Origin of the sequence: Crenobacter luteus (assembly GCF_004345725.1) — a bacterium.
In the GTDB taxonomy this organism is placed as follows: domain Bacteria; phylum Pseudomonadota; class Gammaproteobacteria; order Burkholderiales; family Chromobacteriaceae; genus Crenobacter; species Crenobacter luteus.
This window is the reverse complement of the sequence record NZ_SLXG01000021.1, coordinates 1-13,391: the sequence shown is the minus strand read 5'-3', so window position 1 is coordinate 13,391 and position 13,391 is coordinate 1. Positions and strand designations below refer to the sequence as shown.

The following is a 13,391-nucleotide window of genomic DNA, read 5'->3' as shown; positions in this document are numbered from 1 at the left end:
CCGACCTCCGACCGCTTTCGCGCCGTCAGTCATTCCATGTCGATACTTTTCCATCTTCCCACCCTCCCTGCACTGAACGGCTCGGTGTGCCGCCAAACGCGATGCCATTTTTTTAGAGACTTGCTGTAGGCACCGGAGAGCCGGGGGAGCGGATTCAGTGCCTTTTCAATCCGGGGCAAAAATCAATACCCATTTCGCGTGCAAATGAAAATTTGAATCAAAATTCAGATTTGACTGCGTTTTTATGCAAGCCGCCGCTTATCAAAACCCCCAGCAACAAAAACAGATCGTTATATTTTTTTCGCATACCATGCAGCACCGACAAGCTTCCTTATGCCTTTTGAAAGCCATACAAACTCAACTATGGACAGAAAATATTCAAATTCAAGAGCAGAGCAAGACCAACCCCAAACACATGACAAAAACATAACACAATAAACAATTTCTATTTTGACTTTAAACCGATGGCTGCTAAGTTGCGATTAGGATTGCACGGGAGCAGAGTCATGAAAGCAAGGATGGCTGCCTGGCAAGCCGGCATGGCGACAACGCTCGCCTTGTCGTGCGTTGCCCCGGCCGTGGCCGACGTCTATCGCTCGGAACGGCCGGATGGACTGCTGGAGTTCACGAGTCAGGCACACGACTCGAGCTACCAGCTTTACCTGCGCGACGCGCCTCCCGCTCAGCCATCCCGCGTTGCGAAACGCGGGAAAATCGGCGACGCACCTTCCGGTCGCAAACATGAGGTTCACGCCCTGATCGAGAAGTTTTCGCGCAAGCACGCGGTAGATTCAGCGCTCGTGCGCGCGGTCGTCGAGGTCGAATCCAAAGGCAACATCCGGGCCGTCTCGCCCAAGGGAGCCATCGGTGCGATGCAGCTGATGCCGGCGACGGCGGCGATGTACGGCGTCACGGATGCGACGGATCCGGCCCAGAACATCGAGGCGGGAATACTGCACCTGAAATACTTGCTGTCGTTGCACAAGGGCAACCTGCCCCTGACGCTGGCCGCCTACAACGCGGGAGAAGGGACCGTTTCCAGGTATTCGAAACGAATACCTCCATACCGGGAAACCATGCTCTATGTAGCGGCGGTTTTGGCGCGCTTGCAATCCAATAATCTTGAGTGAATAAATAGATCGATCATGAACTATATAAATGACATGCGCAGCCGGGACTTTCCGGCAACGGCGCAGCGTCATCGGCGTGGCGGGTTTACGCTGCTGGAGCTGCTTATCGTGATCGTGATCATCGGGATGCTCGCCGCCTACGTGGGCCCGAAATATTTCTCGCAACTCGGGAAGTCGGAGCGCACCGTAGCCCAGGCCCAGATAGAAGCCTTCGGCAAGGCGCTGGATAGCTATCGGCTCGATGTGGGTCGTTATCCGAGCACGGAGGAAGGGCTGGGCGCCCTGCTGGTCAGGCCGGCCGACACCCAGGAATGGCGCGGGCCTTATTTGAAGAAAACCATTCCCCTCGACCCATGGGGACATCCGTACCAATACGCCGGCCCCGACAGCGCAGGAGAGATCCGCCTGATGTCCTACGGCAAGGACGGCAAGCCCGGAGGCACGGAAGACAATGCCGATATAGGCAACTAGCTGGTATCGGCGTACCGAGCGGCGACGAGCAAGACAACAAGCCGCCCCACGCTCATCGACATCAAGGGAGGCTCGCCATGCGGTACGAGGTGCGCGCACTGTCGCCCGACCACCTGATGGTGGAGCTGACCATCGACGCCTGCGACGAAGTCGATGCCCGCAGCCAGATCGCTGCGCAGGGACTCTACCCGACCGTGATCGCACAGGCGGCCCCGGCCTTCGCCACACGCTCCCGACACCCGGAGGGACGGCAAGGACGCCTTTCCCTGACGCTGTTCAGCCAGGAGCTTCTCGCCCTGCTCGACGCCGGGCTCAGTCTGGTTGAAAGCCTGCAAGCACTGCTGGAAAAGGAAAGCAACGCCGGTACGCGCGCCGTTCTCGCTCGCCTGCTGACCGGGCTGCGCGAAGGCCGGCGCTTCTCGGCTGTACTGGCCGAACAACCGGCCCTGTTCCCCCCGCTCTACATCGGCATCGTCACGGCGGCCGAAGGCACGAGCGACCTGCCCCGCTCGCTCGGCCGCTACATCGAGTACCGCCAGCGCCTAGAGAGCGTGCGCGGCAAGCTCGTCAGCGCCTCGATCTATCCGCTGATCCTGTTCGCCGTCGGCACCGGCGTCTGCACCTTCCTGATCGCCTACGTCGTGCCGCGCTTTGCGGAAGTCTACCAAGGCTCGGGGCGCGACATGCCGTGGCTGTCGGAGATGCTGCTCGGTTGGGGACGCTTCCTCTCGGCCAATGGCGGCACCGTCTTTCCGCTCGCAGCGCTCGGCCTGCTGCTGGCCGCGTGGGGCCTGCACCGTCTGGTCGCACAAGAAGGCTGGGCGGCGCTGCTGGTTCGCGTACCGGGCCTGGCTGCGCGGATCCGCATCGTCGAGTTGTCTCGCCTGTACCTGACCCTGGGCATGCTGCTCGAGGGCGGCATCAGCGTCGTCGCAGCGATCGACACGGTAGAGGGCATCGTCTCGGCCAGGCTGCGCGAACGGCTGAAAGCCGCCCGGCGTCTGATCGAATCGGGCCTGCCACTGTCGCAGGCCTTCGACGAACACGGGCTTTGCACGCCGATCTCGCTGCGAATGCTGCGCGTCGGCGAGCACACCGGCGAGCTGGGGCGGATGCTGACGCAATCGGCAGCGTTCTACGACGGCGAAATCGGCCGCTGGATCGACCGTTTCATGCGCACCTTCGAGCCCGTGCTGATGGCGATCATCGGCGTGATCGTCGGTGCCATCGTCGTGCTGCTCTATATGCCGATCTTCGACCTGGCGGGAGGACTGTCATGAACCCACCACTCACCGCCCCGGCGATCATCGACGCGGAGCTGCTGCGGCGCGCTCGCGAGGCTGCGGTCGTGTCGCGCCGTCAGGTGATCACCGAGCTGGAAACGCTGGCAGGACTCGATGCACGCGAGCTGGTCACGGCGATGGCGGCGTCGTTCGAACTGCCGATCTTCGAGACCGCCCAGATGCTCAGCCTGCAACCGGCCTTCGATCTGTTACCGCTGCCGCAGGCGATGCAACGGCATTGCGTGCTGCTGCGCGACGCGAACGGCCTTTTGTTCGGCGTGATCGTCGACCCCTTCGACGCCGACCTGCAGACCTGGCTCGACGCCCGCGCACGCGCGCCGGTGCAGTACGTGCTCGCGCTGCTGGCCGACATCCAGGCTTATCTGGCAAAGCAGGAGTCGTCGGCCCGCACGGTCGACACGCTGATCGGTCATCTCGACGAAGGCTCCCACACCGGCCGCACCGCAGCGGTGCTGTCGTTCGCCTCGGTATCCGAAGCCGCCAGCCCGGCGGTGAAACTGGTCAACTCGACGCTCTACGACGCGCTCAAGGTCGGCGCTTCCGACGTTCACCTGGAAAGCACGCCGCAAGGCCTGGCGGTCAAGTACCGGATCGACGGCGTGCTCGACCACGCGACCTCGGCCAACGGCGTCGAGCTCGCGCAACAGGCGATCTCGCGGCTCAAGGTGTTGGCCGAGCTCGACATCGCCGAGCGTCGTGTGCCGCAGGACGGCAGCTTCCGCGTCGAGGCCAACGGCAGAGAGATCGACCTGCGTCTGTCCATCATGCCGAGCATCCATGGCGAGGACGCGGTCATCCGCGTGCTCGACAAGCAGGCGATGATTGAAGCCTACGGCGAACTGAACCTGGAATCGCTCGGCTTCGATCCCGCTTCGCTCGGCAGTCTGCGCGCCTTGGCCGAAGAGGCCTACGGCATGCTGCTGGTCACCGGACCGACCGGTTCGGGCAAGACCACCACGCTCTACGCCGCGCTGACCGAAATCCACAACGGCCGCGACAAGATCATCACCATCGAGGACCCGGTCGAATACCAGTTGCCCGGCATCCTGCAGATCCCGGTCAACGAGAAGAAAGGCCTGAGCTTCGCCAAGGGCCTGCGCTCCATCCTGCGCCACGACCCGGACAAGATCATGGTCGGCGAGATCCGCGACCGCGAAACGGCCGAAATCGCCGTGCAATCGGCGCTGACCGGCCACCTCGTGCTGACCACGGTGCACGCCAACAACGTGTTCGACGTGTTCGGCCGCTTCACCCACATGGGCATCGACCCCTACGCCTTCGTTTCGGCACTCAACGGCATCTGGGCCCAGCGCCTCGTGCGACTCAACTGCCCGCGCTGCGCCGCCCCCTATACCCCGGACGATGCGGAACTGGCTCGCGTCCAGCTGTCGCGCGCGGACGTCGCCGACTACCGCTTCATGGCCGGAAAGGGCTGCGGCGATTGTCGCGGCACCGGCTACAGCCGGCGCCGTGCGGTCGCCGAAATCCTGATCCTCAACGACGAGCTCAGGGAGCTGATCGTCGACAAACGGCCCATCCGCCTGATCAAGGAAGCCGCGCGGCGCAACGGCACCCGCAGCCTGCGCGAGGCTGCGCTCGAACTGGTGCGGCGCGGCGAGACCACCATCGAAGAAATCAAACGGGTGACCCTCCATGCCTGACTCGCTCCTGATCGAGCTCACGCCCGACACGATCCGCCTGAGCCGCCTCGAAGGCTGGTGGCGACAGCGCGTCACCGCCCTGGGCGAGACCGCACTCGGCCCCCTCGGCCAACAGGGCCTGGCCGACGCGCTGGGCGGCTTGCTCGACGAACACCGTTGTGTGCGCCGGCGTACCGCCGTCGTCGTCTCCGACACGCTGGCAAGGCTGTTCATGGTCGAACCGCCGCGCAACGCCGCGCGGCCGGGCGACTGCAAGGCGGCCGCCGAGCTGCGCTTTCACGCGCTCTACGGCGACAACGCGGCGGCGTGGGTCCTGCGCGCCGACTGGGATGCGCGCCACCCGTTCCTCGCCGGCGCCCTGCCGTGCGAGCTGCTCGACGGGCTGCGACAAGCCGCGTCCGCACACAAACTCGCGCTGACGCGCGTACAACCGCATTTCGTCGCGCAATGGAACCGCTGGCGACGCCGGCTGAAAGGCGACGCCTGGTTCGGCTGCGCCCACGCCGGGGTGCTGACGCTAGGCCTCGTCGCAAAAGGCCGGCTGCTGGAAGTCCGCAGCCTGCATATCCCGGCCGAGGCGGCACACGACGCGCAATGGCTCGACAAGCAACTCGCCCGCGTCGCGCTGCGCTCGGCGCTGACGGCGCCGCCCCGCATCCAGCTGTGCGGCACGATACCCATGACCTGGCTGGAAAACAGTCCGGACGGCGTGACCCGCGACTGGCTCGACCCGGTCCCGCCGGCAGCCGACACGCCGGCCGACGAGGCGGCGGCCGGCGCGCTGGCCCGCGAAGGAGTCAGGTCATGAAGGCACTGTGCATCGACTTCGCCCACGACGGCCCACCCCGCCCGTCCGGAACGAGCCGGCTGTTCGGCCTTGTCGGCGCGGCGCTGTGTCTTGGCGCGGGCCTCGCCGCCTTCGACGCTCAGCAGCGGCTTAACAGCCAGTCGGCCAAACTGCAGGCCCTGCACGAACGGCTCGCCGCGCGCGAGCACCCGGCCCCGCCGCAACGCGCCCCCGCCATTGCGGCAGAACAGGCCCGGGCGATCAACGACGTCGTCGCGCGGCTGAATCTGCCGTGGAGCGACGTGTTCCGCGCCGTCGAGTCGGCGACGCCGGACAGCATCGCCTTGCTGTCGCTCGAACCTGACGCCGCGCAGCATGCGGTCAAGGGCTTGGCCGAGGCAAAGAACAGCGTCGACATGCTGGACTACATCGAGCGGATGGGGCGCGAATCTTTCTTCGACTCCGTCGTGCTCAGCAAACACGAAGTCAACGAACAGGACCCGAACCGGCCGCTGCGCTTCCAGTTTCTCGCCACCTGGGAAAGGAGCCAACCATGAAGCTGCCGTCTCTCCGCATACGGCTACTGCAGGCAAGGCTCGCTGTGGCTCGACTAGGCTGGAGCGCCCCGCTTGCCGGCCTGGCCTGCCTGGCCGGCGCCGCTTGCTGGCTATGGTGGCTGCCGGCGCAACAGGCGCGGGCAACGGAACAGAGCGCAACGATCGCCCGACTCGAACGGGCGCTCAAAACGCCAGCCAAGCCCGCGCCGGCACCCGAGCCCTCGCCCGCCCAGGCCCGGCTCGCCGCGTTTCATGCCACGTTGGGCGAACACGGGCAAAACGGGGCGTCGCTGCGCACCATGTTCGAACTCGCGCGCGAAAGCGGGCTGACATTGTCGCAAGGCGACTACAACAGTCAGTCCAACCGCAACAGCAGAACCGACGCCTACCGGGTCGTGCTGCCGGTCGTCGGCAGCTACGCGGCCATCCGCCGCTTCTGCGAAACGACCCTGCTGGCCATCCCCTTCGCCTCGCTCGACGAAATCAGTTTCAAGCGCTCCACCGTCGGCAGCCCAGTGCTCGAAGCCCGCCTGCGCTTCACCCTGCACCTGAAGCAGGCTTCGGCCAACGTCGGCGGGCCGGCCCCCCATCGGGACAGCACATCATGAGACCGCGCCGCCTCCTGTTCGGCTCGCTGTTGCTGACCAGCATCTGGCTGGCCCTGTTCGGGGACAAGACGCCCGTATCGGACGACACGCCACAGCAGGGCAGCGCCCACGCCTCCGCGCTGCCGACGCCCGCGCCGCGCAGCACCGGCCCCGGCGAGCCCTTCATCATGGCGCTACAACCGCGCGAGCGCCTGATCAGTCTGGCGGACACAGAGGACAAGACGCCGCTGTTCCGCGCCCACGACTGGACGCCGCCGCCACCGCCGCCGCCAAAAATCAAGCCGGGGCCGCCACCCAGGCCGACGGCACCACCATTGCCGTTCACCTACCTGGGCAAGAAGGAGGAGAACGGGCAATGGGAGGCCTTCCTGGCCCGGGGCGACGACGTGTTCGTCGTCAGGGAACAGACCGTCATCGACGGCCAGTATCTGGTCACGTCGTTGACCCCCCAGGTCCTGACCCTGACCTACCTACCGCTACAACAAGAGCACAAGCTCATTCTGGGAGGAGCGGACTGATGTTTGATCAAGGGGAATTCCCACACGTACGGCAACGGACGATGCACACGCTCGCCATCGGCCTCCTTGCCTTTCTTTGCCTGCTGCTGAGCGGTTGCGCCGCACAGATGGCCTACCGGGAAGGCAAGCAATTGGTCGCGAAGGGACGGGTCGAGGAAGGCATCGCCAAATTCCAGGAGGCGCTGTCCCACGAGCCGCGCAAGCCGGAATACAAGGCGGCCTATATACAGACGCGCGAAACGGCGGTCAGGAACTATCTCGAACAGGCCGACCGCGAGCTGTCCGCCGGACGAGTCGAGTCGGCCGAAACGCTGTACAAGCGCACCCTCGCCATCGACGCCTCCAATGCCCGTGCCCTGGCCGGTCTGCGCGCGATCGACGTCGGCCAACGCCACACACGCCTCGTGTCCGAGGCCGAAACGGCGCTCCGGAAAAAGGATATCGACGGAGCGCAGTTCAAACTCAACACCGTCCTGTCCGAGGCGCCCGCGCATCCCGGGGCGCTCGCGCTGCAGCGCCAGATCGCCGAGCGCAAGCAGCGCCTGCTGCCCGAGTCGGGCCTGTCCGCCGCGTACAAAAGGCCGATCTCGATCGAGTTTCGCGACGTGCCGATCAAGCAGATCTTCGAGGTGCTCTCGCGCAGCTCCGGCCTGAACTTCATTTTCGACAAGGACGTGAAGACCGACCAGCGCACGACGGTGTATTTGAAGAACAGCACCATCGAATCGGTTGTGTACTTCGTACTGCTGACCAACCAGCTCGAACAGCAAGTGCTGAACCCGAACACCATCCTCATCTACCCGAACAACGAAAACAAATCCAAGGTCTACCAGGACATGACGGTGCGGTCCTTTTTCCTGACCAATGCCGACGCCCGGATCGTCGCCAATACGCTCAAAACCATCGTCAAGGCGCGCGACGTCGTGGTCGACGAGAAGCTCAACATGCTGATCATGCGCGACAGCCCCGACGCGATCAGGCTCGCGTCCAAGCTGGTCGCGCTGCACGACGCGCCGGAGCCGGAGGTCATGCTGGAGGTCGAAATCCTCGAGATCAAGCGTAGCCGGCTGCTGGAGCTGGGCATAGACTGGCCCGACAGCATCAGCCTGTCTCCCCTGGCATCCAGCGCCGGCGGCGCGCTGACCCTGCGCGACCTGCGCAACCTCAACAGCGGCGGCATCGGCGCCAGTGTCGGCCCCGTCACCGTCAACGCCCGCAAGTTCGACACCGACGCCAAGATCCTCGCCAACCCGCGCATCCGCGCGCGCAACCGGGAAAAAGCGAAGATCCTGATCGGCGAGCGCGTGCCGAACATCACCACGACCTCGACCGCCACCGGCTTCGCGTCCGAGTCGATCAACTACATCGACGTCGGCCTGAAGCTCGACGTCGAACCAATGGTCCGTCTCGACGACGACGTGGAAATCAAGATCGCGCTCGAAGTCAGCAACATCGTCGGCCAACTGCAGACCAAGGCCGGCACAGTGGCGTACCAGATCGGCACGCGTAACGCGAGCACCGTGCTGCGGATGCGGAACGGCGAGAACCAGGTGCTCGCCGGCCTGATCAACAACGAGGACCGGCGCAACGCCAACAAGATTCCGGGACTCGGCGAACTGCCACTGCTCGGCCGACTGTTCGGCAGTACCGCCGACGACAGCCAGAAGACCGAAATCGTACTGTCGATCACGCCGCACCTGATCCGCAATATCGAACGTCCGGAGTCCTCGCTGTCCGAGTTCCAGTCCGGTACCGAAAGCAGCCTGCGGCTGCGCCCCGACGGTGCCATGACTGCGGACGAGACGCCGGCCTCGCCCCCTCCCTCGACCCCGCTCCCGGCGCCTGCTGCGGAACAAGCAAGCGACGTCCGGCTTAGCTGGGAGGGTGCGGACAAGCTCGCGGTCGGCGAGCGGTTCACGCTGCAATTGCGCATGGAATCGGCGCAGCCGGTGACCAGTCTGCCGCTGGCGATCTCTTACGACCCCAAGGTGCTGCAGGCCAGCGGCGTCGCCGAGGGGGACTTTCTCGCCAAAGGCGGCGCGGCGACCCGTTTCACCAGCAAGGTCGATCCGGGCGGACAGATCCTGATTACCGGTACACGGCAAGGGGATGGCGGCGCAACGGGCAGCGGCAACATCGCCAGCGTCAGCTTCCGCGCGCTGGCGCCGACCGAGTCGACATCCGTCTCGCTGTTGACCATCGCGCCGGTGGGCGTTGGCGGACGCAGCCTCGCTCCACAGAATCCTGGCCCGCATCAGCTGCGGATCGGGCACAGCCAAGGCCAGAGCGGAGCCGAAGATGAAGAAGCGCCGAGCGAACGATGACGCCAGGACATCGCCGCGCGCGACCGGGGCGCATCGGGGCTTCACCCTGATCGAGCTGCTGGTGACCCTCGCGATCCTCGGCGTCCTCGCCAGCTTGGCCCTGCCCGTTGCCCAGATCGCCGTGCAGCGCCAGCAGGAACAGGAGCTCAGACGTGCGCTGCGCGAAATCCGCAGCGCCCTCGACGCCTACAAGCTCGCCAGCGACGAAGGTCGCATCGCCAAGGACGGCGGCAGCTCCGGCTACCCGCGCAGCTTGGAACTGCTGGTCGAGGGCGTACCCGACCAACGCAGCCCCAGCCGCGCCAAGCTCTACTTCCTGCGCCGCCTGCCCCGCGACCCGATGTCGGACGCGACACACCGTGACGAAGCGGCGACCTGGGGCAAACGCAGCTACGCGAGCGACGCCGCCGCACCGATGGAAGGCGACGATGTCTTCGACGTGTACTCGCGCTCGAGCCGCGTCGGCCTGAACGGCGTGCCCTACAACAAATGGTGACCATGATGGCAACCTTCCCCCCGCCCAGTCATCTCCCGCCCCCCCGCCGTGGCTTCACGCTGATCGAGCTGCTGGTCGTTCTCGCCATCGTCGCCTTGCTGCTGACGCTGGCGGTCCCGCGCTACTTCCAGAGCGTGGACGTCGCGCGCGAAAACGTCCTCGTCGAAAACCTGCGCACGACCCGCGATTCGATAGACAAGTTCTACGGTGACACAGGACGCTATCCGGACTCGCTGGAAGAACTGGTCGAGCGCAGATACCTGCGCACCCTGCCCTACGACCCGGTGACCGAGAGCACCCGCACCTGGACCCTTGTCCCGCCCGATGACGTTGACAAGGGTCGCGTCTACGACCTGCACAGCGGCGCATCGGGCAACGGCCGCAGCGGCATCCCGTTCGCGGAACGCTGATATGCCCACACCGCAATACCCGCAGCGCGGCTTCACCTACCTCGGCCTGCTCATCCTGGTCGCACTGATCGGCATGACGGCGACCGCCACCCTGCAACTGGGCGCCGTCGTTGCACGCCGCGATGCCGAGGCCGAACTGCTGGCGATAGGCGAGGAATTCCGCGCGGCTTTTCTTAGCTATGCGAACGCAACGCCGGCCGGGCAGACGCGTTACCCGGCACGCCTGGAGGAACTGCTCAAGGACACCCGCTTCCCCAGGCCGGTACGGCATCTACGCAGAATCTACGTCGACCCTGTCAGCGGCAAGGAAGAATGGGGCGTCGTCGAAGCCCCGGGCGGGAACGGCATTATCGGGGTCTACAGCCTCGCAGAAGGACGACCGATCAAGACCGCAAACTTCAAGTCCCACGATCTGGATCTCGTCGGCAAGACCTCTTACCGTGACTGGAAATTCACGCTACCGGCAGACGCACTCACGCCCGCCGGCCCTCTTGCCGCAAGACAGGAATAGCCCAACGCTGACTCGAGTCCGATCAAGTGCGTACTGCAGGCTCGTGGCGGATCAAGGCCGGGGAGAAGGGGGGACAGGGAAGCGGGGAAAGCGCGTCCGTGCGCGAAAATGCCCCGTGTACTGCATTCGGCCGTTCGGCCAACGTCCGGGACTGGACAGATACTCTGGTAACGAAAATGGAAAAGGGGTCGGCTAAAGCTGACCCCCTTTTTCCATTTATTACTGGTGCCGTTGAAGTGAATCGAACACTCGACCTACTGATTACGAATCAGTTGCTCTACCAACTGAGCTACAACGGCAGTCCAACTTGGTAAAAAAGCCCTGACGAATTCATCCTCATCAAGGCTTTTCTGAATCTGGTCGGGGTGAGAGGATTCGAACCTCCGGCCTCTACGTCCCGAACGTAGCGCTCTACCAGGCTAAGCTACACCCCGAATTTTTATTCGCTGCGAATTCCGGAAAATTTAATTTATTTTCTGTCATTTTGCAAGCTTTAATTTGAAAGACTGGTCGGAGTGAGAGGATTCGAACCTCCGGCCTCTACGTCCCGAACGTAGCGCTCTACCAGGCTAAGCTACACTCCGATTCTTTCAAAATTCACCAAAACGACATGTCGTGCCGTACTCTGCTTATGCGGTACAATCTGCGTTTCAGAGGACGGGCATTATCTACCAAATATGTGGTTTAAGCAACTATCTTTTTATCGCATCGATCCCGGCGCCGTCGCCGACACCCAAACCTTGGCCGAGGCACTCGCCAAACGGCCCTTCCACCGCTGCGGCGGGCTCGACTGGTCGAGCGTCGGCTGGGTTCCGCCGGTGCAGAGCGGCGAGGAGCTGGTGTTCGCCGCGCGCGACGCGTGGCTGATCGCGCTCAAGCGCGAGGAGAAAGTGCTGCCGGGCGCGGTGGTACGCGACTTCGTCGACGCCCGCGTCGCCGAGATCGAAGACAAGGAGCTGCGCAAGGTCGGCCGCAAGGAAAAGCAGGCGCTCAAGGAACAGGTCACCGACGAGCTGCTGCCGCGCGCCTTCACCAAGACCGGCCGCACCACCGCCTACTTCGACCACGCGCGCGGCTGGCTGATGGTCGACACCGGCACCGCCAGCCGCGCCGAGACGCTGATCGCGGAAATCCGCGAGGGAATCGCCGGTTTCCCGGCCCGCCTGCCCAAGACGCAGTTGTCGCCGGCGACCGCGATGACCGCGTGGCTGGCCGACGGCGCGGTCGGCAGCGGTTTCACGCTCGACAGCGAGTGCGAGCTGAAGGCGCCGGGCGACAACGGCGCGGTGGTGCGCGTGACGCGCATGGACTTGACCTGCGACGAAATTCGCCAGCACATCGAGAGCGGCAAGCAGGTGACGCGGCTGGGGCTGACCTGGAACGACAAGATCAGTTTCGTGCTGACCGACACGCTGCAACTGAAGCGCCTCCAGTTCCTCGACGTGCTGCAGGAGGAGGCCAGCCAGGCCGGCGACGACATGGCGACGCTGCTCGAGGCGACCTTCATGCTGATGAGCGCCGAGCTCGGCGAGCTGGTCGACGCGCTGGTCGAGCAATTGGGCGGGCTGATCGAGACATAAGCAAAGCCGCGGCGCCGCACAGACTCCTAATAAGTTCTACAATCAAATCAGCACGATATGGGGCTCGGCCAACCTGTGGCCGGGCCCCGCGTGCTAGAAAGGAGGTGTGTGATGAAGACGCAAACCCAACCCGCCCTGTTCATCTCGCACGGCGCCCCGCTCTTGGCGCTCGAAACCGGCCCCGACGCCGAACACCTGCGCACCCTCGGGTGCTCGCTGCCGAAACCCACCGCGATCCTGATCGTGTCCGCCCACTGGGCGACGCGCAGCCTGGTGATCAACCAGACGCCGCAACCGGCGACCTGGCATGATTTCTCGGGCTTTCCCCCGGCGCTCTACGACATTCGCTATCCGGCCAGGAGCGACCTCGCCCTTGCCAGCCGGTTGCCTGCCCTGCTGTCCGAGGCGGGCTTCGAATGCCAGGTCAGCCACGACAGGCCGCTGGACCACGGCGCATGGGTGCCGCTGTCGCTGATGTATCCGGACGCCGACGTACCGCTGGTCGCCTTGTCGCTACCGCTGTCGCTCGGCGCCAAGGGCTTGCTGCGGCTTGGCGCGGCGCTGTCCTTCCTGCGACAACAAGGGGTCCTGATCATCGGATCGGGAGGGTATATCCATAATCTGTGGGCAATGGAAAGCGATGGCGCCCAGCCGGCCGAGTGGGCCGACGCCTTCGCCCGCTGGGCCGACGCGCGGCTGCATGCGCGCGAGGACGACGTCCTCGCCGACTGGCAGCAGAACGCGCCGCACGCCAAGCAGAATCATCCGACGCCCGAACACTTTCTGCCGTTGTTCGTCGCGCTCGGTGCGGCGAGCAAGGGCAGCACGCCGGTGAAGCTGTACGACAACTGGCGCTACGGATCGCTGTCGATGGCATGCTGGCGGTTCGACTAAGAGCCGCTAACAAAACCGCTCGACAAAGCGTAAGCAGATCAAGGCACAAGCCAGCTTGAGCAAGGCGTAATGCGTGTCCAGCCGCCGCTCGAAGCGAATGCGCAGCTTGCCGAGCGCGGCAAACCAGGCGTGGGTACGTT

14 protein-coding genes, 3 tRNA genes and 1 pseudogene are annotated in these 13,391 nt (G+C 64.6%); 14 read left to right on the top strand and 4 right to left on the bottom strand.

The genetic code is table 11. The features are described 5' to 3' along the window. Positions 1-506: 506 nt before the first annotated feature. From EV683_RS11735 to EV683_RS11680, 12 genes are all read left to right on the top strand, one after another. Positions 507-1,130, top strand: coding sequence for a lytic transglycosylase domain-containing protein (locus EV683_RS11735; protein ID WP_165916826.1), 624 nt, complete (start codon positions 507-509; stop codon positions 1,128-1,130). Positions 1,131-1,145: 15 nt separating this feature from the next. Next, entirely contained in the window at positions 1,146-1,601 is a 456-nt protein-coding gene (gene gspG, locus EV683_RS11730) for a type II secretion system major pseudopilin GspG (RefSeq protein ID WP_082824198.1), read from the top strand. Positions 1,602-1,678: 77 nt separating this feature from the next. Beyond that, entirely contained in the window at positions 1,679-2,881 is a 1,203-nt protein-coding gene (locus EV683_RS11725; RefSeq protein ID WP_131862891.1) for a type II secretion system F family protein, read from the top strand. Further along, entirely contained in the window at positions 2,878-4,566 is a 1,689-nt protein-coding gene (locus EV683_RS11720; RefSeq protein WP_131862890.1) for a GspE/PulE family protein, read from the top strand. The genes EV683_RS11725 and EV683_RS11720 overlap by 4 nt, the downstream gene beginning before the upstream one ends. Continuing rightward, the gene (locus tag EV683_RS11715) at positions 4,559-5,374 is read left to right on the top strand and encodes a hypothetical protein (protein ID WP_131862889.1); all 816 of its coding nucleotides are present in this window, start codon (positions 4,559-4,561) and stop codon (positions 5,372-5,374) included. Before EV683_RS11720 ends, EV683_RS11715 begins: the two co-directional genes overlap by 8 nt. Next, on the top strand, positions 5,371-5,910 hold the full coding sequence (locus tag EV683_RS11710) for a PilN domain-containing protein (RefSeq protein ID WP_131862888.1): 540 nt from the start codon (positions 5,371-5,373) through the stop codon (positions 5,908-5,910). Before EV683_RS11715 ends, EV683_RS11710 begins: the two co-directional genes overlap by 4 nt. After that, positions 5,907-6,518 (top strand): hypothetical protein, encoded by a 612-nt coding sequence (locus EV683_RS11705; RefSeq protein ID WP_131862887.1) that lies wholly within the window; start codon positions 5,907-5,909, stop codon positions 6,516-6,518. The genes EV683_RS11710 and EV683_RS11705 overlap by 4 nt, the downstream gene beginning before the upstream one ends. Next, positions 6,515-7,036: a hypothetical protein gene (locus EV683_RS11700; RefSeq protein ID WP_131862886.1), complete on the top strand. Its 522-nt coding sequence runs from the start codon at positions 6,515-6,517 to the stop codon at positions 7,034-7,036. Before EV683_RS11705 ends, EV683_RS11700 begins: the two co-directional genes overlap by 4 nt. Positions 7,037-7,077: 41 nt before the next feature. Next, positions 7,078-9,360: a cohesin domain-containing protein gene (locus tag EV683_RS11695; protein ID WP_207910453.1), complete on the top strand. Its 2,283-nt coding sequence runs from the start codon at positions 7,078-7,080 to the stop codon at positions 9,358-9,360. After that, positions 9,335-9,856, top strand: a complete 522-nt coding sequence (locus tag EV683_RS11690) for a type II secretion system protein (RefSeq protein WP_131862885.1) — start codon at positions 9,335-9,337, stop codon at positions 9,854-9,856. The genes EV683_RS11695 and EV683_RS11690 overlap by 26 nt, the downstream gene beginning before the upstream one ends. Before the next feature lie 2 nt (positions 9,857-9,858). Beyond that, a complete protein-coding gene (locus EV683_RS11685; RefSeq protein ID WP_243694755.1) occupies positions 9,859-10,266 on the top strand; it encodes a type II secretion system protein in 408 nt (135 codons plus the stop codon). A 1-nt stretch (position 10,267) separates the two neighbouring features. Next, a complete protein-coding gene (locus tag EV683_RS11680; RefSeq protein WP_131862884.1) occupies positions 10,268-10,777 on the top strand; it encodes a type II secretion system protein in 510 nt (169 codons plus the stop codon). 223 nt (positions 10,778-11,000) lie between these two features. On the opposite strand, the gene EV683_RS11675 is transcribed toward EV683_RS11680, so the two are convergent. The 3 genes from EV683_RS11675 to EV683_RS11665 all read right to left on the bottom strand — a co-directional run bounded on the left by EV683_RS11675 (position 11,001) and on the right by EV683_RS11665 (position 11,361). Beyond that, positions 11,001-11,076: transfer RNA gene (locus tag EV683_RS11675), tRNA-Thr, on the bottom strand. A gap of 58 nt (positions 11,077-11,134) precedes the next feature. Beyond that, positions 11,135-11,211 (bottom strand) — tRNA-Pro (locus EV683_RS11670). A gap of 73 nt (positions 11,212-11,284) precedes the next feature. Continuing rightward, a tRNA-Pro gene (locus EV683_RS11665) sits at positions 11,285-11,361 on the bottom strand. A 93-nt stretch (positions 11,362-11,454) separates the two neighbouring features. On the opposite strand from EV683_RS11665, the gene EV683_RS11660 reads away from it, so the two are divergent. Next, positions 11,455-12,357 (top strand): recombination-associated protein RdgC, encoded by a 903-nt coding sequence (locus EV683_RS11660; protein ID WP_066613084.1) that lies wholly within the window; start codon positions 11,455-11,457, stop codon positions 12,355-12,357. Positions 12,358-12,468: 111 nt separating this feature from the next. Next, a complete protein-coding gene (locus tag EV683_RS11655) occupies positions 12,469-13,251 on the top strand; it encodes a dioxygenase family protein (protein ID WP_066613077.1) in 783 nt (260 codons plus the stop codon). 6 nt (positions 13,252-13,257) lie between these two features. Here the strand turns inward: EV683_RS11655 and EV683_RS11650 are convergent. Then, positions 13,258-13,391, bottom strand: a pseudogene (locus tag EV683_RS11650) (IS5/IS1182 family transposase); the annotation flags it as partial.